Annotated in this window: 16 protein-coding genes, 2 tRNA genes and 1 riboswitch; of the genes, 6 read left to right on the forward strand and 12 right to left on the reverse strand. The window is 45.7% G+C overall.

Annotated features, from left to right (window positions below; translation table 11 throughout):
* The 6 genes from tsaB to leuS form a co-directional block, all read right to left on the reverse strand.
* A partial coding sequence (gene tsaB / locus AXE77_RS06780; RefSeq protein WP_240612614.1) for a tRNA (adenosine(37)-N6)-threonylcarbamoyltransferase complex dimerization subunit type 1 TsaB occupies window positions 1-480 on the reverse strand: 480 nt, incomplete at its 3' end.
* A gap of 63 nt (window positions 481-543) precedes the next feature.
* Window positions 544-1,137 (reverse strand): tRNA (adenosine(37)-N6)-threonylcarbamoyltransferase complex ATPase subunit type 1 TsaE, encoded by a 594-nt coding sequence (gene tsaE / locus AXE77_RS01905; protein ID WP_116711867.1) that lies wholly within the window; start codon window positions 1,135-1,137, stop codon window positions 544-546.
* A 46-nt stretch (window positions 1,138-1,183) separates the two neighbouring features.
* The gene (holA, locus tag AXE77_RS01910) at window positions 1,184-2,182 is read right to left on the reverse strand and encodes a DNA polymerase III subunit delta (protein ID WP_116711868.1); all 999 of its coding nucleotides are present in this window, start codon (window positions 2,180-2,182) and stop codon (window positions 1,184-1,186) included.
* Window positions 2,183-2,253: 71 nt separating this feature from the next.
* On the reverse strand, window positions 2,254-4,116 hold the full coding sequence (locus tag AXE77_RS01915) for a ComEC/Rec2 family competence protein (RefSeq protein WP_240612615.1): 1,863 nt from the start codon (window positions 4,114-4,116) through the stop codon (window positions 2,254-2,256).
* Between the two features lie 4 nt (window positions 4,117-4,120).
* Window positions 4,121-5,008, reverse strand: a complete 888-nt coding sequence (locus AXE77_RS01920) for a ComEA family DNA-binding protein (protein WP_116711869.1) — start codon at window positions 5,006-5,008, stop codon at window positions 4,121-4,123.
* A gap of 912 nt (window positions 5,009-5,920) precedes the next feature.
* The gene (gene leuS, locus AXE77_RS01930) at window positions 5,921-8,905 is read right to left on the reverse strand and encodes a leucine--tRNA ligase (RefSeq protein WP_116711871.1); all 2,985 of its coding nucleotides are present in this window, start codon (window positions 8,903-8,905) and stop codon (window positions 5,921-5,923) included.
* A 221-nt stretch (window positions 8,906-9,126) separates the two neighbouring features.
* On the opposite strand from leuS, the gene AXE77_RS01935 reads away from it, so the two are divergent.
* The 3 genes from AXE77_RS01935 to AXE77_RS01945 all read left to right on the forward strand — a co-directional run bounded on the left by AXE77_RS01935 (window position 9,127) and on the right by AXE77_RS01945 (window position 12,560).
* Window positions 9,127-9,552, forward strand: a complete 426-nt coding sequence (locus AXE77_RS01935; protein WP_116711872.1) for a hypothetical protein — start codon at window positions 9,127-9,129, stop codon at window positions 9,550-9,552.
* Between the two features lie 156 nt (window positions 9,553-9,708).
* Entirely contained in the window at window positions 9,709-10,512 is an 804-nt protein-coding gene (locus tag AXE77_RS01940; protein WP_116711873.1) for a fructosamine kinase family protein, read from the forward strand.
* Between the two features lie 161 nt (window positions 10,513-10,673).
* Window positions 10,674-12,560 carry a substrate-binding domain-containing protein gene (locus AXE77_RS01945; RefSeq protein ID WP_116711874.1) on the forward strand — a complete coding sequence of 629 codons (1,887 nt, stop codon included), beginning with the start codon at window positions 10,674-10,676 and terminating at the stop codon, window positions 12,558-12,560.
* A gap of 89 nt (window positions 12,561-12,649) precedes the next feature.
* On the opposite strand, the gene AXE77_RS01950 is transcribed toward AXE77_RS01945, so the two are convergent.
* Window positions 12,650-14,461: an AMP-dependent synthetase/ligase gene (locus AXE77_RS01950; protein WP_116711875.1), complete on the reverse strand. Its 1,812-nt coding sequence runs from the start codon at window positions 14,459-14,461 to the stop codon at window positions 12,650-12,652.
* Between the two features lie 147 nt (window positions 14,462-14,608).
* Window positions 14,609-15,295 (reverse strand): M23 family metallopeptidase, encoded by a 687-nt coding sequence (locus AXE77_RS06785; RefSeq protein WP_240612616.1) that lies wholly within the window; start codon window positions 15,293-15,295, stop codon window positions 14,609-14,611.
* Window positions 15,296-15,541: 246 nt separating this feature from the next.
* Between AXE77_RS06785 and AXE77_RS01960 the strand changes: the two genes are divergently transcribed.
* Window positions 15,542-15,617 (forward strand) — tRNA-Asn (locus AXE77_RS01960).
* A gap of 188 nt (window positions 15,618-15,805) precedes the next feature.
* Entirely contained in the window at window positions 15,806-16,810 is a 1,005-nt protein-coding gene (locus tag AXE77_RS01965) for an ATPase (protein ID WP_116711876.1), read from the forward strand.
* Between the two features lie 334 nt (window positions 16,811-17,144).
* Here AXE77_RS01965 and AXE77_RS01970 read toward each other — a convergent pair whose 3' ends face one another.
* The 4 genes from AXE77_RS01970 to AXE77_RS01985 form a co-directional block, all read right to left on the reverse strand.
* On the reverse strand, window positions 17,145-18,635 hold the full coding sequence (locus AXE77_RS01970) for an amino acid permease (RefSeq protein WP_240612617.1): 1,491 nt from the start codon (window positions 18,633-18,635) through the stop codon (window positions 17,145-17,147).
* A gap of 49 nt (window positions 18,636-18,684) precedes the next feature.
* A riboswitch (Lysine riboswitch) is annotated at window positions 18,685-18,870 on the reverse strand.
* A gap of 255 nt (window positions 18,871-19,125) precedes the next feature.
* Window positions 19,126-19,198 (reverse strand) — tRNA-Ala (locus tag AXE77_RS01975).
* Between the two features lie 144 nt (window positions 19,199-19,342).
* On the reverse strand, window positions 19,343-20,548 hold the full coding sequence (locus AXE77_RS01980; RefSeq protein WP_116711877.1) for a hypothetical protein: 1,206 nt from the start codon (window positions 20,546-20,548) through the stop codon (window positions 19,343-19,345).
* 202 nt (window positions 20,549-20,750) lie between these two features.
* Complete coding sequence (locus AXE77_RS01985; RefSeq protein WP_240612635.1) at window positions 20,751-21,689, reverse strand: DMT family transporter; 939 nt, start codon at window positions 21,687-21,689, stop codon at window positions 20,751-20,753.
* A 446-nt stretch (window positions 21,690-22,135) separates the two neighbouring features.
* On the opposite strand from AXE77_RS01985, the gene AXE77_RS01990 reads away from it, so the two are divergent.
* A complete protein-coding gene (locus AXE77_RS01990) occupies window positions 22,136-22,540 on the forward strand; it encodes a pyridoxamine 5'-phosphate oxidase family protein (protein WP_116711879.1) in 405 nt (134 codons plus the stop codon).
* Window positions 22,541-22,571 lie beyond the last annotated feature (31 nt).

Consider the following 22,571-nt stretch of genomic DNA (forward strand, 5'->3'; position numbering starts at 1 on the left):
TACTACCGCTTTTCCTTCGTCGTCATACAAAGCAAAATACACTTGGCGACGGCGAGCGTCGTTTAACGAAAGCACATAATGACGTGTGTGAGAATCGTTAGTATCGTCCAAACTTGGAAGATTTAATAGTAAATCCGTTGAAATACCACCATTTTTTAGCGCTTGCGTAAACGCACCGGAGCGCATCATCAAACTTTGAGGAAGTAAACTGTCACAACCAAATATTTCCGCATTATTTGCGAACGCAATCGCTTTTGCTGCAACTAATCCCGCACGAAGACCGGTAAAAGGAGCAGGTCCTACTCCCACAACTACGCGATCAATATTTTGCGGCTTAAGCCCCGCGTTTTCCACAACTTTCGCAATATTGACTTGCAAACGTTCGACATGCGTGCGAGAGTCCGTTTCAACAATCGGCTCATGGCCCACAATTCCAACAGTAGAGCCAAATGATGTGTCAATAACCAGCGTATTACTCATGTTTATTCCTCGACGTAACGTACCCAACCAGCTTACTCTTTCACCACAACCTGCAAAAGCTCGTTACAACGACGCCACGCGCTTCTGCCAATCATGACCAATTGGAAGCAACGTCACTATACGCTCGCCATCACTCGTCAAGACTTCCGTTTGATTTGATTGAGAAGACGTTTCCGTTTGATTTGATTGAATTGGCCTGGCAATATGAACTTCTAATCGTTCACTTGCCAGCACTCCAGCCATCTGCTCTCCCCACTCCATAAGCACAACCGTGCCATCGCCAGGTTCCTCTAAAGCTTCATCAAGCCCCAGCGATTCAAGCTCATCAAGCAAACGCGACACAACATCTTGCCCAGGAGCAAACGCTTCGCCTCCCAGGCGATACGCGTCGACGTGAATAAGCGTTGCTGGCTTGCCGTCAGCAAAAGTACCGTGAAGTTCGCGCGCAATAGTAAACGTAGGAGACACGATTGGCTCGCTAATTTTCAGACCCTCGCCAAATCCTTGAGCAAACGTTGTTTTACCAGCACCAAGAGGACCAGAAAGTAGCAAAACGTCACCTTCGCGCACAATTTTTGCCACCGACTCGCCAAGTTTGCGCATGTCTGCTTCAGTAGGAACTTGGCATATTTTTTGCAGTTCTTGATTCGATTCCATCGTTTACATCACGTTCTTTCTAACTTTTCTTAATTTCTAACTTTTCCTAATTTCCTCGAGACGCAATCAGCATAATACACTGCTCTAGCGCATAGTCCGCGTCACTTGAACCGCCCTTACACTGCTCATCAGCCCACGCTAAACGTTGCAAACATTGAGCAATACCCGCACTATTCCAACCCGCAATCTGACGCATAGCAATTTTAAGCACCCACGGATTCATTTTCGCCTCAGCCTGCGAAATTGTGCCGTTACGCACCGCCATTGCTACAGCAAGAGCACGTATTTTTGAAGCACACGCGCCAATTAAAGCTATAGGATCCGTGCCCTGGGAAATTGCAGTACGCGCAGCAAGCACCGCTTGACCCGCATGTCCAGCAACAGCCTTATCTGCCACAAAAAATCCGGTAACTTGCGGATCTGCAAGCAAATAACGGTCAACAATATCAAGCGTCATAGGATTATCGTCGTAATCAAAGCACAGTTGCGAACACAAGGCAGCAAGTTCGCCAGTTTGCGAACCCAACACTGCCACCAGTCGCTGCGCAGCCTGCGGCTCAATACTGCGCTTATGACGGTCAAATACGCTCATAACAAAATTGAGTTTCGCATCGTCTTTTTTAAGATCAGGCACATATATAGTTTTCGCACCAGCCTTACTTAAACGCGAAATAATAGCCTTACCTTTAAGACCACCTTCATGCCGCGCAATAACCCAACTTAAAGAAGATTCGTCAAAATTATTTTCGTTATTTTGAGTCTGCTGGCAGAATTTTTCAATCGCATCTACTAACGACTCATCCGCATTTTGCAAATCGTTTATCGCAACAATAGTGCCGCCACCAAAAAGTGACGGTCCAACCGCCTCATCAAACGCATACTTATCAGCATTCGCCGCATCAAGTTCAATAAGCTCAACATCTGGAACATTTTTTTGTATTGCTTCACGCGCACTACGAGCGTTAAGCTCATTTAAATACGCGTCCCCACCAACTACCAGCGTAACCGGCACCGCGCTTTCCAGACGCTGCTTACTAGCTGTCATCATGCTCCTTACACCAACCAAACTCTTAACCATCATAATATTGCGAGCGAATATGCGTTAGGTACACCAATTTAGTTTTCAAAAACTTCAGTAGCGTCACTTATTATGCGCTTTCCAGACGATCCAAGTAGTTGCCCCAATATAATCATGCGATTAACAACATAACGCTGAGAAAGCATACGCCGCACGCCTAAGCCAACCAGCAATATCGCCACTTCCACAGCCACCATCAGCCACGCACCACCCACTCCACTCGCCCATGGAACAACCCCAATAGCAGTATCGTCGCACCAATACGCACACTGCTGCATAAAGTCAGTACCCAGCGAAGCAAGTTGAGCAAACACAAAAGACAACCCAGCATTACAACTTGCACAAACCAACGAAATTAATCCACATAACGTTGCCCAATCCATAAGCGGCGCAACCACAACATTTGCCAACACAGACATACACGACACTTCTGGTTGAATAAGAATCTGTACCGGAAGCGTCCAATATTGTGCGGTAAGCGTCATACTCAGCGCAGCAGCAATCCACGACGGCATATACCGGTCGAGCACACGCGACAACGGCACCCCCATAGTAACAATGCCAAACGTTGCCGCACAAGAAAGAGCAAACGCATAATCCCACGCATGCGAAGGCGCCATAAACAAGACTAATATAATGGTCCAGCTCAGTGCGCTCACAGACTGGTAAGGTCTTTTGAAGCACAACGCCACCGCGCTAATCACCCCCATAATAAGCGCTCGCAATACTGACGCCGACGGAAACACTATACAAGCCAGCATTATTTGCAACACAATCTGCACGAAGGCCGTAAACCAGCGAGGCGTAAGAAAGTAAGCACAACAGCGGCGAATAATTACGGCGAGCAGCAAAAAATGACCGCCTGACACTGCCATAACGTGCATAATCCCCGCATGCTGAAAATGACGACGAGTCATTGTTGCGTACGTTTCGTCAATAAGTTCAGCCTGCGTACTGTCCGCTGCTTGCTTTGGCTCGCTTTCTATTGGTACATACTCTTGCCCCAGCATGCCAACCGTCACCCCCGGAACCAACATTCTCCCCTGCATGTCGAGTTTGTTTGTCACTTCGTAAAAAGATTGCCACAATGCGCTCATAGTTCGGTGGAATATGTCAGGCTGTTCCGTTATGCGTATGGTTGCTTGAGATTTTGCTATGCGAAATTCCGGAACGTCACTGTTAAAACGGGAGGTTCCCACACGTACCGGCACGCGCACGGTAGCGCCATAGGCAAGTCGATTACATAAAGGCGAGTAAGCATACAGTTTAGCTCGAGCGTAGCTTGCTAAGCGAGCAAACTTTCGCACTTGAACAGTAGCTTGACAATCTCCACTCATACTTTTTGACGTACGAAGTGGCGTTATTATAGTAAATTCAGCTTCGTTTTCAGACGCGACTATGTCGTTATCGTCACCAGTACGATGGTAGCGTTGAGCGTTGGGAACGTCACTTGTTTGTATTGATTGCATAACAATATCGTTGGCGAGTACGCACTGAGTTGTGTAAGTGAGCATTATTGCGGCAATACACACGTATGTTGCTAGCGACATCGTTTTACGCCAGTTCACCAGCCAATATCTTGCGGTATTTGTGATACGAAATATGCGCTGAGAATAATTGTGTATACGTATACGAATACTTGCGCTATTGCCGTACAAGAAACGTTGAAAATATTGGAAACATTGGAAACGTTGGAAACGTTGGAAACACTTACTTATTTTCATACGTTGCTTCACAATAACGCAAGTTATTACACAGCATGCCATTGCTATGATCAATGCGTTCAGAGTGTGATCTTTCCAACACCATTTTCCGACCAAGCACCCAGCCCACATTCCGGCAGCCACTGGAACCATGCGCATATCGTGGCTTCCAGAAATACGTTGCACTACGTTACGCATACACTTACCTTATTTCCACGATTCCGCTTAATCTTCTCAACGTTTTGGGGCCTATACCTTTAATTCGCAACAAGTCTTCTAATCTGGTAAAACGTCCCATTGCGTTACGTTGTTTAATAATTCTTGCAGCAGTTTTAGGGCCTATTCCTTTTATCGTTTCTATTTGATTGGCAGTTGCCGTGTTGAGATTGATACGACCACTGTTGCCATTATTGCCGCTGTTACCGCTGCTGGTTCGCGCGCGAGTACGTTGACTTGTTGTCGCCTTTGCGGATGGTGCTGCTGCAGCTTGCGATTTGCGTTGCGTACGTGAGGATTTAGTTGTACGAGTTGAAGTTGCGGGAGCTGAATTGGAGTTTTGTTGCGAAACGGTATCGTCATATACGCCGTCATCATTTACCGGCTGTATCGTAGTATTTTCCACGCCACTTTCTGCAGCAGTTTCTGCAGCACTTTCTGCATCGCTCTCACGACTATTCTTGTGCCCACTTTTTTGCTTATGTTTCGCAGAACGTCCATTGCTATTCGACGTTTCAGCACCGTGCTGGCCCGCTGCCGTGTTATGCACATCAGTCGGCCAAACTGACGCTTGTTCATTTTGCACTTTTTGATACGTAAGCGACTGTGAAATGAGCATGGTTAAACTCGCACACAAGGCCGTAACCAAAATCAGCATAACAGCTAGCACATGAATCGGACGCATATGCACGCGCGGCACCATCTTGCTACTTCGCAACGCTGCACTCAACGAAGTAACACCATCTTCTGCAGTATCGTCATTAAACTTACCTTGAGCTAGCTCAGATAGTGACGAAACAGCTCTACGAGAAGGAAGAGCGGCATGAGCGGCATGAGCGCCACCAGCACCATGTTTCGGATTGCAATATTCCATACCATCCCCCAAATTCAAATAATTCCCCAAATTTACAAACTATTACTCCCACTATTAATGAACTTCTACCTATTCGCAACAAAAATCACACATTGTGGTTAAAAGCTGCAGCCCCCTTGCTGCCGCACACACCCCGGAGTTTTTCCGGCAAATGTTCCAAAAAACCACTACACTCGCGCGGATTGCGACGCGCTCGCTACGAAACTCGCGTTGGAAGTCCCCCGGACTTCCAACTTAAGCGAGTTTCCGCTCCGAGTTGCTTTCGCGCGCGCAATGCTGCGCTCAAGCATGTCGTCGCGCAAACGCCGGAGAAAAAACTCCGGCAAATGTTCTATAAAACTACCGAAACAGCAACATTTTCCGGAGAAAAAACTCCCGCAAATGTTTATGTAGCTTTGCAGTCGCGCTCCGCAGACGTTGAGTACTTATTGCCTAGAAACCACTAGCATTTGCGCTGCCGCACACACTGAGTACTTATTGATTAGAGAACACTATCACTCATGCTGCTGCACACACTGAGTACTTATTGCTTAGAGAACACTAGCATTAGTGCTCTGCAGACACCACACCAGACTCTCCTACCACTCCACAAAACACTAGCGGTTTTATCAGTAGTGAGGGGTGGGTGTTGCTTGGTCGAGCAATATAAAAGCGGAGCGATAGTAATAATCTTGTTGATGAATAACTATTTCCGCAAAAAAGTAAGCAAAAAACTAAACTTAACTACCTGTCCACTAGTCCAAATGAGGTATAAGAGCGTAGCGCTGCGAGACAAGTAACCCCACCCCTCACAGCCACATAATAAACACGCCAACCAACTACGCAATCAAAACACCGAAAAAAAAAATGCTGTGAAGCACGAAAAATCGCGCTTCACAGCACTGATTAAGCCGAATTTAATTAAGCCGAATCCTACCTCTCGTCAGGCACAATCGACACAATCTTAGGCGCTTTTACAATCACCTTAAGCGGAGCTTTGCCGCCCAAACGATCGGCTACAGCTTCCAAGGCGAGCTTTTCAAGCTCTGAAGCCTCAATATCTGGGTCGACTTCAAGCTTGGCGCGAACCTTGCCCTTGATTTGTACGACGGCCGTAACCGTATCCGCACCAACGTAGCGAGAATCTGCAACCGGCCAATCTGCGTGAGCAATCGACTTAGCGTGTCCAAGCTTGCTCCACATTTCTTCGCAAATATGCGGCGCGATTGGAGAGAGCATAAGCACGAGCGGCTCCACGGCTGCGCGCGGAACATGAGGCAGCGAAGTCAGGTGGTTGTTCAGCACAATCAGCTTAGCGATTGCAGTGTTTGGTCGCATTGCTTCCATTTCCACAGTTACTTCCGCAATCGTGTTGTTAAGAAGCTTTAACGTCTTCTCGTCGAGCGCGTCATCTGTTACTACGCAAGCGCCGGTTTCTTCGTTAACTACGTTACGCCACAAGCGCTGCAGGAAACGCATGCCGCCGACAACGTTACGCGTGTTCCACGGGCGGGATTCAGAAAGTGGACCCATGCTCATTTCGTACAGGCGGAACGTGTCTGCACCGTAGTTTTCGTACATGTAGTCTGGGGTCACAATATTCTTTAAGCTCTTGCCCATTTTGCCAAACTCGCGGTTCACGGTCTCGCCATGCCACGTAAATGTTGGCTCGCCAGCGCCGTTTGAAGCGCCTTCTTCGACCTCGTCTGCTGGCACGTACTGTCCACGCTCATCCGTGTAGGCGTAAGCCTGAATCATGCCCTGGTTGAACAGGCGGTGGAACGGTTCAGCAGAATCCACGTAACCCAAGTCATACAGAGCTTTATGCCAGAAGCGCGAGTAAAGCAAGTGCAAAACTGCGTGCTCTACGCCACCAACGTACAGGTCAACGCCGCCAGAAACGTGCTCTTTGCCTGGGCGGTTTGTGCCCATCCAGTAGTCGTATTCGTCGGTGTCTACCATGTGTTCAGAGTCGTTTGGATCTAGGTAGCGCATATAATACCAGCAGGAACCAGCCCAATTTGGCATGGTGTTGGTGTCGCGATAGTAGGTTTTTACGCCCTCACCGAGGTCGAGCTGAACTTTTACCCAGTCCTCGTTTCGACTTAGAGGCGCTTCCGGTTCGGAATTTGCGTCGTTTGGAGCGTACGTTTTTGGCTGATAGTCTGGAACGTCCGGCAATGCAATTGGTAGCTCAGAATCTGGAACTAAGTGAGCAACTCCGTCCTCGTCGTAAACGATTGGGAATGGTTCACCCCAGTAGCGCTGCCTAGAGAATAGCCAGTCGCGAAGTCGGTAGGAAACCCTACCTTTTCCAACGCCTGCAGCTTCAAGCCAAGTCGTCACCTTTTTAATTGCTTCGTCCACGCGCAAACCGTTAATAGACAAAGCGTCACCGAGCTTATGCGTATGTTCGACAGCAGAGTTGATAACAATTCCGTCGTGTGAAACAAACGGAGCGTTACCTTCGTAGTCTGCCAACTTTTCGCCAGACTCAGCAAGTGGTTCAACGGTATAGATTACAGGCAAACCGAAGGCTTTTGCGAAATCGTAGTCGCGCTGGTCGCCGCCTGGAACTGCCATAATTGCGCCCGTACCGTAGTCCATAAGCACGTAGTCTGCAGTAAAGAGCGGAAGTTTTGCTCCAGTTACAGGATTAATTGCGTAAAGACCGGTAAACAGGCCGGTTTTTGCGCCCGCATCTTCTGTACGATCTTTAGCGGTCTTCGCGCGAGCTTGAGCTTGATACTCAGCCAAGCCTTCCTTAAGACTTGCGTAGCCGCCCTTCCAACTTTCTGGAACGTCCGCACCCCACGCTTCTGGCACATGCTCAAGAATCGGGTGATCTACGGAAACAACTGCAAAAGTGGTGCCAAAAAGCGTGTCTGGACGAGTCGTGTACACTTCCAAATCGCGCGTTTCGCCATCTGCGCATGGAACTTCAAAATGTACGGAAGCGCCGTGAGATTCGCCAATCCAGTTGCGCTGCATAAGCTTAACTTTTTCAGGCCAATCAATAGTGTTCAAATCTTCAACTAAACGATGGCCGTAAGCGGTGATTCGCATGGACCATTGGCGAAGGTTGCGCTGGAATACTGGGAAGTTTCCGCGTTCAGACTTACCTTCTGCAGTAACTTCCTCATTTGCGAGCACGGTTCCCAAGCCTGGGCACCAGTTCACAGGAGATTTAGAAATATAAGCAATACGGAAGTCGTTGAGAACGTCTGCTTGCTCTACTTTGTTGAGTTCTTCCCACTTTTTGCCGGCAAAACCAGGAATTTCGCGCTTGCCGCTCTTAAATTCATCAACAAGCTCAGCAATCGGACGAGCGGAACCTTTACCGCCGTCTTTGCGCACAAAATCAGGGTTGTACCAAGCGTCATACAGCTTTGAGAAAATCCACTGCGTCCAACGCACATAATTCGTGTCGATTGTTGCAAAAGACCTACGATCATCGAAGCTCAAGCCCATGCGGTGCAGCTGCCTGCGCATATTTGCAATATTTGCTTCAGTAGTGATGCGAGGGTGCTGGCCCGTTTGCACAGCGTACTGTTCTGCAGGAAGTCCAAAAGCGTCGTAACCCATGGCGTGAAGAACGTTTTCGCCTTTCATGCGGTGGTAACGGCTTACCACGTCCGTTGCTAAATATCCAAGAGGATGCCCAACGTGCAAGCCTTTGCCGGATGGGTATGGGAACATGTCCATTGCAAAGAAAGAAGGACGACCTTCCGCAAGATTGCCTTCGCCATCCTTCAAATCACCCTTAACATTTGCAGCCCAGAACGTGCCTTGTTCGTCCCAGGTCTGTTGCCAGCGCTGCTCGATATCTTGTGCGAGCTGCGCGTTGTAACGAAAAGCTGGCTCGGTTGCAGAAGCATTATTGTCAGCTGTTGCATACTGTTGATCGTTGTCGTTCATACCCTAGGACTATAGCGTCCGGCACCGTCATTACGCAACACTTTTTACAAGTTTTGTGGAGAAAAATATGCTTTTTGCGAAAATTTTACTGACGAATGTACAAAATTCGTAGAACGCGCATTTTTTAACGAGCGGACCACTACAATTGTTGATACACGACATAAGTAGATGTTACGAAATTAGTTACATAGTTAGTTACATAATTAATAGAGGAGTATATAGTGAAAGTACCAAAAAATACGTTGTTATTACTTGCTTGTTTAGTTTGGACAGTAGCAGGAAGTAATATTTTGCGTTTAGGATTGTTGGCTTACGCTGATTATATTTCTCCCCTCAATTGCGCGTTATCGTTACTTGTTTTCTTACTATTCCAGTTCCTTATTTTTGGCAAGCTGGTTACGAAACATACGGCTCGAATTAAAGCTTACGAAGACGATAAGCAGTTTTTCCTCAAGTTTTTCGACGTAAAATCGTTTGTGATTATGGCGGTTATGATTACTGGCGGCATAACGCTTCGCGCCAGTAATATCGTTCCAGAACAATTTATTGCCGTATTCTACACCGGTTTAGGTGCCGCACTGCTACTAGCGGGCCTACTGTTTGGCTATCAATTTGCCAAAACTTTCTGCCCAGCTCTTAAAAGCTAAGCGCAACAATAAACTTAAAAAATAAACACAACGTTACTGTTTGTGCTCAGTTTTCGGTAAAATGGTGGGTTTGAAATAACTCCGTTTTGTGCGTGAACGGTTGCGCTCTGCAATATAAGCCCCCGCGTTCACGCACGCAATATTAAGAAGGTTGCTATGAACAATAATGTGTACAAGAAAAGTAGATCATACGCACCTGAACGCTTCTTTGAATGTGAGGGCAAGGGTTTGCAATGGTTGCAAGAAGCTCACCAGTATGGCGGCCCTAAAGTTGCGAAAGTATTTGACTGGGGTAAGGATTATCTCAATATTGAGCGCATTGACACAACCGCTCCAACTCCAATTGCCGCGTTCGAATTTGGGGCTTCTCTCGCACACATGCACGATTATGGAGCAACATATTTCGGCGAAGCTCCAGCCGACTACGATGGCACCTGCTATTTTGGACCTTTGAGCGATCCAGTTGAAATGCCAACTGGCGCTTGGAGTAGCGTCACTGATTACCTCGCAGACGGCAGATTGCGCCCCATGATTGAGCTTGGAATTGCTCGCAGGGAGCTTAGTAAAAGCGATTTGGATCTTACAAACGAAGTTATTGACGCACTTCCTGATTTGCTTGGACGCGCTGCGAACGATAAGCCTGCTCGTGTTCACGGAGACTTGTGGAGCGGCAACGTGCTTTGGACTAAAAGCGAAGATAACGAACATGTCGAAGCGGTACTTATTGATCCAGCAGCTCACGGCGGCCACCGCGAAGAAGATTTAGCAATGCTTCACTTGTTTGGAATAAGCTACTTTAAGCAAATATTAGACGGATATCAGTCCGTACACCCACTGAAGGCAGGTTTTGAACAGCGCATGACACTGTGGCAGCTCTACCCTATTGCCGGTCACTGCGTATTCTTCGGCGGAGGTTACGTAAGCGAATATCGAGATATGTGCAGAAGATTACTGAATTAAACGTTACGCAAGTACGCAGTAAATTTTCACAATTTTTACCAACAATAATTCGTAACAGACGATAAAATCGTACAAGACAATATCAGTTACCTTACTTATACACGCAATAGTTAGTTTAACTATTAGCGCAACTACAGCAGTTACGGAAGGCCAACATTACTATGATTTGTTTGCGCAAACGCACCTGGCATCGTCCACTCGCCCTACTCGCCGCATTAGCCACAATGATACTAGCGGTAAGTTCATGCGGGACACCAGCGCAAACCACTACTACACCAACGAAACTGCCACAAAAAAATCATGGCAATGTTGTTATTTTTACTCCCTCTGACGGCTTGGCATTAACGAGACACAAACCGCTAAGCACTTGGGATAGGCTTGTTCCTGAACTAGTAAAAGGCTTAAAAAATAAAGGATTTAACGATACTGCTATCGTTACTAAAACATCCTCAAGCCTCGCCGAACAAAGTCAAGACGTGCAAGATTACGTGGTAAATTTGCTCACCCCACTGCAGCATGCAGGCAAGAATCGTAAAGCAACCAAACATTCTGACGATGCGAACACAAAACTGAGAAAACAGCTCAGTAAAACTACTCTTGTTATTGCACCGTGGTCAAATAAAAACGGAAATAATAACTACGGAGATTACGCAACACTGCCCACAGCACTTGAGAACATTCAAACTCACCGCAAACAATCCGAAAAGAATTACTCAAACGAGCAAACACCGTCGCCAAACGTTACGTCACAAGATACGCAAGGTGATGATGCTCATCCTCAACAGAATGATAAACAATCGCACAAAGACCTTGCTCAAAAATCTGCCGACCAATCCGAAGATAAGCAGACGCAAGATCAAGAAAATCATAAACGAATGGACTCATTTAGCAACGAAGCAAACACCGCTGGCGACCAATCTGCAAAAAATGCTCTTCGCGCAGAAAAACGGTTAGCTACCTCACTGCAACTCGCCAAAAAAGCCGGAGTACACGTAATAATGATTGCCAGGACTGTGCCAGGATTCCAGCCAGACGTACTGTTCCACTTATCTGATGCAAAAAGTATTGGCGAAACTCAAGCCGCAACCCTAGTACAAAAGCTCGCTCTTGATCGTGCAACTCAAGATAACCCGCGCTATATTGAAGTGCTGCTACCATGCCACAATCAGAAAAATATTAACGCACATGCGAGCACGCAAACGAATAAAAACACTGAATCGAACGGCAATCATACTGAGAGTACGAACGAAGATAACCCGCTTGGATTAGACGACGAGTTTGCAAAAGAAGCATTCAGCGGTATTTGGAAAGTGTTACGACCGTACTTTGCTTCCGGCACACTCCTAAGTTCTTCTGGCACTTTGCATACAAACAGCACAGAAAACGATTGGATGAACGTAGCTTTTGACGCCGATGATCCAGACACAGTCAAAAAAGAACTTACTAATCGTATTACCGCTAACGATCACCAATTCACTCCTTCGCTGCGCCACGTTGACGGAATTATCGCCATGGACGATCAAATTGCGTTGCAAACAGCAAAAACGTTAAGCGACCTCGGTTATGAAGGAAGCGCGGCAGATATCAACCCTTCATTTACTCTGCCAGACGTTATCGGAAACTTTATTGGTAAAAGGAACCTCACTAAACGACCGGTTCCAGCTCCTAAAAACTCGCCGAATCACAAAGAAAATCAAGAACAAGCCGACACTGAAGCAGCCAAAAAGGACGATTCGCAACTAAAGCAATGGCCGGCAATAACCGGTTATGGCGCTTATAAGAATATCATGCCAAATATTGTCAATGGTAAGCAATGGATGACTACTATTGAGAACCAGGCAAAAATTTCTCAGGATATCGTAGCTACTTGCGACTCATTAAACACAACTGGAAAACTTTCGAGAAGCATTGCTACAACGCCGACGAATCTTGGCAATGGAGTAAGCGTTCCTACTATTTACGAGCAGTTGCTGGCAGTAAGTGCCACAAACTTGAAAGCCCGCTTAATAGACCCGGGCTATATTTCACTCGCCGACGCAGGATTGTAATAACACGCGCCACGCGAAACCGGAGACGCTGCAACCAAGGCGCGCAACCGTATGCTCTGCAATTGGCTGGCGTTATTTTATGAGCAAAATTAGCGTTTGCGAGGAGCGTAAATCACTTGCTCAATCAAATCGTTATAACGCTCAATAACCGCTTTACGACGCGCTTTTAAGCTAGGCGTAACAAGCCCATTAGCTTGAGTAAACGCTTGAGGCACAATCTCGAATTTGCGAATAGATTCTGCCCTGGAAACCAGCGTATTAGCTTTGGTAACAGCACGCTCAACTTCCGCGCGTACGATACCATTGTGTGCAGCTTCCTTAAGCGAGGATACAGGGCGTGCACCGCGCGCAGCCAACCACGTATTAACTTCTGCCAAATCTAAAGCAATAATTGCAGCTACGAACGGCTTCCTGTCACCAATCACCACACATTGCGCGATAATAGGAGATGTCATAAGCGAAGCTTCTAGCGTGCTTGGGGAAAGATTTTTGCCACCGGCGGTAATAATAAGATCTTTTTTCCTGCCGGTAATACGCACAAACCCGTCAGAATCAAGCGAACCAAAATCTCCCGTATGCAACCATCCGTTGACGATTTGCTGACGCGTAAGTTCAGGATTATTGTGATAGCCTTTGCACACAGCTGGACTTTTAATACACAATTCGCCGTCGTCAGCGATCGCAACTGACACACCTTTAACTGGCAAACCAACCGTTCCGATACGATATCCCACCGTTGGATTCACCATTGAAGGCGCGCAAGTTTCTGTCATACCGTAGCCTTCTAAAAGCGGCAAGCCAATTCCATTGAAGAAGTGCGCAATAGATAAGTCAAGTGGCGCTCCGCCAGAAATCGCGTATTTAACAGAGCCTCCAAACACTTGCAACAAAGGCTTATACACTAGTTTTTTACATAATTCGTGGCTTATTGCAAGCATTGGCGAAACCATCGCTCCTGATTGTTGCGCATAAGACCAATCGCGAGCAACTTGCGCAGCATAAGCGAAAATAATTCCTTTCACACCCCTACCGGCTTTTTGTGAAGCAGCGTTGTAGATTTTTTCGAAAATTCTTGGTACGCCTAGAATAAAGGTTGGTTTGAACGTTTGGAAATCAGTGAGCACAGTTTTCAGATTACTGGTAAGACCAAGAGTGATATTGCCTGTAAAGCAGAAGAATTGCATGAATCTTGCGAACACGTGTGCCAATGGCAAAAATAGCAGCAGGCGCGGCTGATTTTTATACGCAATGTCTGGCATTGAAATAACACCAGATTTTGCGATAAAAACAAAATTGCTATGCGTCAGTTCAATACCTTTCGGCTCACCTGTTGAACCGGACGTATAAACAATAGTCGCCACATCTGAACCTTGGACTGCGTGCGCGCGCTCATAAAATTCTGCATCCGTAACCGACTTACCATATTCAACGCACGCAGCTATAGCACCACGGCTTATTACATACACGTCCGTAAGCGTAGGGCAGTATTCTTGTGCAGCCTCCACTTTAGGCAGCATTTCAGGAGATTCAACGAAGATTGAGCGTACGTTGGAATCTGAAATTATATGCTGTATTTGCAAAGGAGAGCTTGTTTCATAAATAGGCACTGTCATAGCGCCAATTGCCATAATTGCCATATCGAGCACAGTCCACTGCCACGACGTGTGCGCAATAATAGATACAGCATCTCCCGGCATAATTCCTTTCGCAATCATTCCTTTAGCGACGGCAATAACCATGTCACAAAACTCTTCAGCCGTGTAGGATTGCCAAGTACCAGCAGTATCAACATATTCAATAAGAGAATCATGAGGGCTACGCGAGGCGCGCTCCTCTAACAGAGAAAAAACACTATCGTCTATATCGAGCGTCTCATCGAGTGGACGAGAATACTGCTGCATACTAACTCCTCTGACGCCTCATTGTTGTACACACTTTACTATACGCGACTCGCACAATCAGACTATGCAAATATCTACAAGATTAAGCGTAACTTTGTTCAATATTCTACAAAACGCTCAATAATACGCTGCATACGTTTCCTCACGTTATGAATCGATTGGTTTCAGCACTATTTTTCGTCGAGCAGTCATACCGGCAGGATTTTCGTAAGTGCGATTCTTACGTTTTAATCCCCATTGCACACAACGTTTGCCACAATGATCCGAACCTCCCTCAACGTAGCCAAATTGTTGTCCTTGTTTTACTGCCACACCAACAGTAAATTTCGTAACTGCAGGCTCAAATGTTGAAGTAAGCTCACCGTGACGAATACTTACTACTGATTTTCCGGCAACATGACCTGCAAAACTTATAACTCCGTCCGCTGGAGCAAATAGTGGTGTTCCTGGAGAAGCAGCCAAATCAACACCTCGATGCCCCGCCAGCCAAGGCTTAGGAGGAGGGTTAAAGGCCTTAACTATGCGAGCAGGCTTTACCGGCCATTTCATGGCAGAACGGCATGTTTCTGCACTATATGAGCTTTTAGCAAGAGCGCAGTTATGGCAGCATGATCCGGTAGATTTTGAAACGTAATATTTAAGCTGATTATTGTTCTGCAAAATATACGATTGCAAAGATAATGCCGTTACTAAAAAAGTAAGTACCACAAAAATACTTAAGCCGGCAAGCAAACTACAAAAAAGCTCGTAATTTTTTCGTTTTTTTAAATCTTCACGCAATAATTTCTTAAGTACTGCTTTAATACGAAAATGTTTACTGTAAAAACTACGCATATATCCCCCTTTTTTTATGCGACTTGCTTTTTAGTTCTTATTTTGCTTTATACATGAGCTTTTAATAAGTCTTACAATTCATTTGCAAAAAGCATAGTATTTTACGCAATTGTGGATAAAACATTTATAAAATATTCGCAACAACAATTAATTGCGACACGCCACAACACGCCATATTTGCATCTTAGAAAATTCCGTGTAATATAAATGTCTTGTGCGCGGCACTCAGCCAAACACAGCAGATATTCCTGCGTAGCTCAGTTGGCAGAGCGTTCGACTGTTAATCGAATGGTCGCTGGTTCAAGCCCAGCCGCAGGAGCCATAAAAGCCACTGATTTGTCAGTGGCTTTTTTGTTATGCAGTCAAAGCATCACCTCACTTCAGTTCCATATAAACCTTACACATTGACGACAGGAACGTAGCTAACATAATCGCTTTGGCGTACTATAGAAGCGGATTGTTGTATCACCGATACACATGTGAGCAGTCATCGACAAACAGAGGAAGCATATGATTCAACATATCTCTGCAAAAGCCAATAAAGGCGACAAGCGGAAATCTACTATTCTTATAGCGAGTATAGTAGTTCTAGCTTTGATACTTACCGCAGCTGGAGCATTTTGGTACGTAAAGTACACAGAACGCACTAGAGCTGCACGTAAACAGTGTGAACTTAAAGTTGCACAAGTTATGCGAGCCAGCAAAACATGGAAAACTTTAATCAACAATGAGATAGTTGTTAATCTTTCCTTAGACAATACTAAAATCAGCGATGAGCTTGATCGTATAATTCATGAAAAAACTCCTGCAGTAGTGGCATGCACCGCTACTTCTCCAGATGAGCTCGGCAATCAGGGCGCCCAAGCAGTGGCTGCATCTCAATGGTATATCGCTAAAGCCACGAAGGTACGCTCCATGGCTATCAAAATACTTGATGCTGCTGAGGAAAATATTAAGAAGGCTAACGCGGCAGATTCCGACAAGCAAGGCGAGAAGAAGGAAGAAGAAAAGAAGGAAATTCAGAAAGTAACTGGTACGGTCATTCGTAGAGCCAATGCTGTTGCCCGCGTACGCAGCAATACTCCACCTGCGCCTGCACCTGCACCTGCACCTGCTAATACAGGTGACAAAAAAGAGGAAAATAAGGAAAATCAAAATAACAGTAATAAAGGCCAAAAAGATCCGGGCGCAAAGCTTGATTCTCACCTCAAACCTGTAGAGGAAGATAAAAACAAGGATCCTAAGAATCCAACGAAGCCAAACAATAAAGAGCCAAACAAGCAAGAGCCGAACAAGCCGAATAACCAGGGACAACAAAACCAGCAGCAACAAGGCAAGCCAGGTGGTCAGGGACAGACCCCACAGCAACCAAGCACGCCAGGCGGTCAGGGACAAAACCCACAGAAACCTGCTACGCCTCCAGCGCAACCCGCTCCATCAACCGACAAGGATGCGAAGAAAGGGAGGCCAGACATTATAGTCGACAATCCCCCAGTAGGGAAAACTAATAAGTAATTTGTAGCTTCTGTCGGTGATTTGTTCACATACATACAATTACATATCAATAAAAGCTCCTGGCCATTGTAGCTGGGAGCTTTTTTGATATAAGTGTTGGAAATTTTGGGTTATTCCACGGGTTATTTCCCAAAATGTGTGTACAGCTGAGCTTATGAAATTCTGGGCTATAAGACACAGCCCCAACACCGTTAATCTCAACTAACCAACTGAGAAAACAACGCTTATGCGTACTATAACGCAATATGCAAAACCCCTATATATATAAATAAAAAAGCGTGTATGACACCTCATCACAAGATGCCATACACGCTACTGCCGTACGACCGGCTAACTACTCAACTTTCGCATGATTCTCACGGAAACTATGCAAATCAACTTCCTCAAGAGGAATAACCTTAGTATGGTACTTAATCTTGTAACCAACGTACAAAATCAAGAACAGTGGCACGGACATGTACGTAATGCCAATAGCCTGCCAATTAAGAGTTGCAAACGAATGCAAATCCTGACCAACAATAACCAAAACGCACAAAAGGAATGCAACAATCGGTCCGAATGGATACCACTTTGCACGATACACAAGCTCATCCAAGGAATGACCCTGAGCCAAGTATGCTTTACGGAAACGATAATGCGCCGCCGCAATACCAGCCCAAGCAATAAAACCTGTTAAACCACTTGCAGCAACAAGGAACATGTATATTTGCGAACCAAAAATACTCATGAAGAAAGTAAACAAAGCAACTACAAACGTGGCAACCAAAGCTGGAACTGGAATACCGCGCAAGCTAACCTTACCAAACAGCTTTGGAGCATTACCGTCTTTTGCGAGCGCATAAAGCATTCTAGTGGAAGCATACATGCCGGAATTTGCTGCAGAAATAACAGAAGTCAAAATAACAGCATTCATAATAGCTGCAGCAGCTGCAAGACCTGCACGCTGGAACACGAGCGTGAATGGGCTAATAGCAATATCGCTTGCTTCCGATCCAAGAAGATTTGGACTGGTGTAAGGAATAATGCACGCAATAACGAAAATAGCGAGAATGTAGAAAAGAAGAATACGCCAGAACACTTGCTTTACAGCCTTTGGAATACTCTTTTCTGGAGTTGCAGACTCACCAGCGGTAATACCAATAAGCTCAGTTCCTTGGAACGAGAAGCCTGCAATAGCAAACGCGCACAGAACTGCAGGAACGCCTCCAGCAAACGGAGCGTCTTTATGAGTGAAGTTTTGCAAGAATGGCGCTTTACCGCCAATAATTCCAACAATCGTAAGCGAACCAATAACAAGGAATACAATAACCGCTGCGACTTTCACTATAGAAAGCCAATATTCTGTTTCACCAAAGCACTTAACTGTCAGAACGTTAATAAGCAAAATAAGCATAAGAACAGAAAGCGAGAAAATCCATATTGGTACTTTCGGGAACCAATATTGCAAAACAATTGCGGCGGTACTCACGTCTACTGCAACCGTAATAGCCCAATTAAACCAGTAGTTCCAGCCCATTGCAAAACCTAAAGCAGGATCAATAAAACGTCCGGAATACGATGCAAACGAGCCACTAATAGGCATAAACGTTGCCATTTCGCCAAGGGACGTCATCAGGAAGTACACCATGATACCGATTGCTGCGTAGGCAAGCAATGCGCCGCCAGGACCAGCCATGTGAATTGTGGCACCACTTGCAACGAATAAGCCGGTACCAATACTGCCACCTAAGGCAATCATAGAAATATGGCGGGTTTTTAATCCGCGATGAACATCGTTCTGCTCAGAAGTTTGTGTAGCAGTAGATGACAATGATGAATCACTCATTTTTCCTCCTTTTTATCACAATCAGAGGCAAAAACAAGCATGAAGCATGCGTGTCGATAGCACTCCGCAGCGAATGCCGACTCGCTGCGACAGTCCTTGGCTTATTAAACCAAGTCCCAGCTCGCTAACTTTGGGAATCAGATAGCAAACTTCGGCGCTCTCCCCTTTTACAAGCAATCAACGCTTCCCGGCTCATGCTTGTTACTCTTGTTGAGCGCGACCTCTGGTCGATGGTGTTTATTATTAGTACGACTTGCAGACAAACGCAAAGTACAGCGGCGTGGCGCGAAAGTGACAGTTACTTTACAGCGTTGTACAGAAAATAACGAAATCTCGCCAAAAAACGATTATTTCTTTACAGCGTTGTACAGAAAATGTCGCGCGCACGCTGCAAAAACAGGGTTATAGGGGCTATAGTTCAAAAATGCGAAAACGCATTGTAAAGAATAAAAAAATCTCGGCAAATCACGTAACCTGCCGAGATAAATTGTGGAGCTAGGGGGATTCGAACCCCCGACCCCCTCCATGCCATGGAGATGCGCTACCAGCTGCGCCATAGCCCCGTCTTTATTTATGTCGTTCAAACGAACCTTTGATAGAATACAACAAATTCACGTTCTATCCAAATGCGGCGTGTCGGGCAACTATCTATAAGTTCCCCCGCTCGCATTATTTCCAGTTTTCAAACTGGCTTTACCGCCGACTTTTTAATGAACTTTTCCGCTAACGTTGCTCGACGTATCGTTTCCACGAGAACCAGTCGACGCATCTCCATTTCCGCTCCCGGTTTGCAAATCCGACAAATCACCACCAGCACCATTGTTGTTATTTCCTCCAGCAGTAGTGCCGTCCTGTTCGCTATTGTTTTGCTTCTTGCTATCGGTGCCGTAAGACGAACCGCTGCGTAAATCACTACCGGATTCGCGGCCAGTACGATCCATTGAAGAGTCTTCCCCACCAACTTTACTGTGTAAATTATTGCTATCGGATTCTTCTCCAGATTGCGCGTTTTCCGTCGAATCGTCACCTTCGGAAGTCTTTTTGTGCGTATCGGCATGAGTATCAGTCCGACCCCGAGGTTCTTGCTGTATTTGAGGTTGAGGCTGAGTAGGTTGAGGATTTGGTTGATTTATATAGTCAGTTCCCTTGCCTTGTGTAAACAACAACACAATTCCCGCGGTGACAACGACGGCAATAAGCGCGCTCACCACAGCAACAATAAGAGTTACGCGATGATTACTATTACGTTGGTACGAAGCGTTACGGTACGCGCTACTTCCATAGCCGCCTCGAACTGTAGAATCCACATACGCATTATTCACAGCTTGAGATAATGAAATTGGTGGGACATCAGCCCCATCAGACAGTGCCATATCTTCTTCGCGCTGCTTACGCAATTCAGAAAGTTCCATAACGCGAGTATTTTCTAATTCAGGATTACTTGCGTGCGAACTAATTGTCCTACCGGAATTTAACGCACCGGACTGTTGCGAAGGCTGCATATTAGCATCATCTCCCACGCTTTTATAACCAGAATCCGTCACATAACCGTTTGCTGGTTTACTTAAAATTACAGTATCGTCACAAGCCAAACTATTAGACAAATCATTCGCGTTGGCAGTAGCGTCGGCAGTAACGTTGGTTTTAGCGTCGGCAGTAGCGTCGGCAGTAGCGTCGGTTTTAGCGTTGGCAGTAGCGCTCGAACCAACATTAGCTTCTGCTAATTTACGAGAAGAAGCATGAATAACATTTTGATACAGTTGAGAAGCCACTGCCGACACAATCGAACCAATAGCAACACCAATAACCGAACCAGCAATACCAATTTTTGAAGCAAGCAAAAAAGAAGTCACAGCAGCAAGTGAACCCGCTAATACTTGCGTAAACGATATGCCTTTGAAGAAATTCTTCACGTGTGTACCTTAACTCATTCGCTAACAGCATGCCAAAATTTGATGCAGCATATATCAATCATTACCTTGTAACGATGGTATCACTCATTGAATGAGTTGCACAGTACTCACCCGCGCGAGCTACGTCACCTACGTCACCTACGTCACCTACGTCACCTACGTCACCCGCGCTGCTTACCCCCTCACCTACACTGCAAACTAATTACGCAACAACAGGAATATTCTTACGCTCAGCTTTCTTTCGTAACGCAATATGCTCATAGTGTTCACCCAAGCTAGCAATCACAATAGCAAGGAAAATAAGCCCGAACCCAATAAAAGCCAAGCCAGAAACGCGCTCGTGGTATAGCACTGTTGAAAATAGCAGCGTAAACAAGCTTTCCGTGCACATAATTACCGACGCGTTCGCAGTGGACAGTTTAACCAAACTATAGTTTTGCATAATTTGCGCCACAACGGTTACTACAACAGTCAGATAGAACATGTTGGCAATAATAGATACAGGAGTGTCAGCTTTAAGATTTGGTAAAGGTTCACTTACTGCGGCTCCAGCGATAAATAGTACTCCTGATACAACGAATTGCCCGAAAGTAAGAGCAACAGGATTGTACTTTCGTGAGTAGTACGCAAGAAAAGTGAGATTAAACGCAAATACTGCGGCACAAATCAAAGTTAGCACGTCGCCGTAAGAAAGGGTTAGCGCAAACATTCCCGGTTTCAAAGCCACAAAGCCTACTCCCGCCACGCAAGTTACGGCAGCAATCAAACCAATAAGCGTAGGCCTCTTTTTGACGATAAGCCAAGCTGAAAATGGCGCAATAACGCAGTAGGCAGCTGTAAGAAAAGCGCTTCGTCCGGGATCAATTGATCTCAATCCTTCAGTTTGCAAAACTAACGTAGCGTAATACGTAACGCCAGTAAGAAGGGAAGGAATAATTAATTGTTTAGTAAAAGTTTTACGAAGCGTACCAAAGAAGATAACGGCCATAATTGCGCAAGCACCAACCATGCGCACACCCATAAGCCACTGAACAGGAAACACGTTCAGCGCGTATTTTGAAGAAACGTAGCTACCACCCCAAATAGCTGCGCACGCTAAGAGCATGAGCTGTGCGGCATGAACACCTTTTCCAGTGGGCATACCTGACCGCTCTGCTAACGTTTGAGTCGCTTCATCTTTTGCTTTCATTATTCTTTCCTAAACCGTATCAAATTGTTTCCTTAAAATTTTCTTTTATTTAGAGAATTTGGATTATAAAATACAAAGATTAGCCACAAAATAGTGAAAAGTACAACTTTTCGGCGTTCCTCCGTAAAATTTCCGAAATCGGTTTAATAAAATAATTATTTATTGCGTGAATGGTTTATATATTCCCATTTTATTAATATTCACTTTGCGAGCGTCACGTACCGTTGTTTTTATCGGTGATTTACGTTCGGTGATTTACGTTCGGTGATTTACGTCACAACTTCGTATTTTTTTGCGATACGCACTCGTATACGATTCTAAATCAGCGTAAGGTAAGAATGTAGGCTTATAAATTGCGTACGAAGAAAGTGCGCGATGCTTTTTAAGAAAGGAATATTATGGCAACTCTTAACGCCGATATGAAGGAATTTATTGCGAATAATTTGGCTTGGATTGCAACAGTAAGCAAGGATGGCGAGCTTGATTTGGGACCGAAGATGTCTATGTTCGTGCTCGACGACAATCACTTGGCTTATCACGAGCGCACTGCCGGCCAGCATTACAAGAATTTGCAAGATGGCAGCCAGCTGGTTGTAGCAGTCGCTAATTTGGTAGAAAAAAAGGGTTATCGTTTCCGCGGAACAGTTACGCTTCACACGGATGATGCGATTTACGAGGAGCAGGTTCGCGTAGCTGAAGAAAAAGGCACCAAGAAGCCAGCTGCAGTTCCAGTTATGGAAATCACTGAGATTCAGGACTTGACTTCTGGAGCCACTGCCGGCAAAACAATCGCAAAAGATTAATTTATAGCTTGCGCAAAACGCCGAATTACTA

The sequence above is a fragment of the Gardnerella massiliensis genome, assembly GCF_003408845.1.
GTDB lineage: Bacteria > Actinomycetota > Actinomycetes > Actinomycetales > Bifidobacteriaceae > Bifidobacterium > Bifidobacterium vaginale_H.

What these genes read in the sequence shown, in the direction of transcription:
- tsaE (WP_116711867.1), bottom strand. Translation starts at nt 1,137, where the DNA reads ATGGAATCGAATCAAGAACTGCAAAAAATATGCCAAGTTCCTACTGAA.
- holA (WP_116711868.1), bottom strand. Translation starts at nt 2,182, where the DNA reads ATGACAGCTAGTAAGCAGCGTCTGGAAAGCGCGGTGCCGGTTACGCTG.
- AXE77_RS01915 (WP_240612615.1), bottom strand. Translation starts at nt 4,116, where the DNA reads ATGCGTAACGTAGTGCAACGTATTTCTGGAAGCCACGATATGCGCATG.
- AXE77_RS01920 (WP_116711869.1), bottom strand. Translation starts at nt 5,008, where the DNA reads ATGGAATATTGCAATCCGAAACATGGTGCTGGTGGCGCTCATGCCGCT.
- leuS (WP_116711871.1), bottom strand. Translation starts at nt 8,905, where the DNA reads ATGAACGACAACGATCAACAGTATGCAACAGCTGACAATAATGCTTCT.
- AXE77_RS01940 (WP_116711873.1), top strand. Translation starts at nt 9,709, where the DNA reads ATGAACAATAATGTGTACAAGAAAAGTAGATCATACGCACCTGAACGC.
- AXE77_RS01945 (WP_116711874.1), top strand. Translation starts at nt 10,674, where the DNA reads ATGATTTGTTTGCGCAAACGCACCTGGCATCGTCCACTCGCCCTACTC.
- AXE77_RS01950 (WP_116711875.1), bottom strand. Translation starts at nt 14,461, where the DNA reads ATGCAGCAGTATTCTCGTCCACTCGATGAGACGCTCGATATAGACGAT.
- AXE77_RS06785 (WP_240612616.1), bottom strand. Translation starts at nt 15,295, where the DNA reads ATGCGTAGTTTTTACAGTAAACATTTTCGTATTAAAGCAGTACTTAAG.
- AXE77_RS01965 (WP_116711876.1), top strand. Translation starts at nt 15,806, where the DNA reads ATGATTCAACATATCTCTGCAAAAGCCAATAAAGGCGACAAGCGGAAA.
- AXE77_RS01970 (WP_240612617.1), bottom strand. Translation starts at nt 18,635, where the DNA reads ATGAGTGATTCATCATTGTCATCTACTGCTACACAAACTTCTGAGCAG.
- AXE77_RS01985 (WP_240612635.1), bottom strand. Translation starts at nt 21,689, where the DNA reads ATGCCCACTGGAAAAGGTGTTCATGCCGCACAGCTCATGCTCTTAGCG.
- AXE77_RS01990 (WP_116711879.1), top strand. Translation starts at nt 22,136, where the DNA reads ATGGCAACTCTTAACGCCGATATGAAGGAATTTATTGCGAATAATTTG.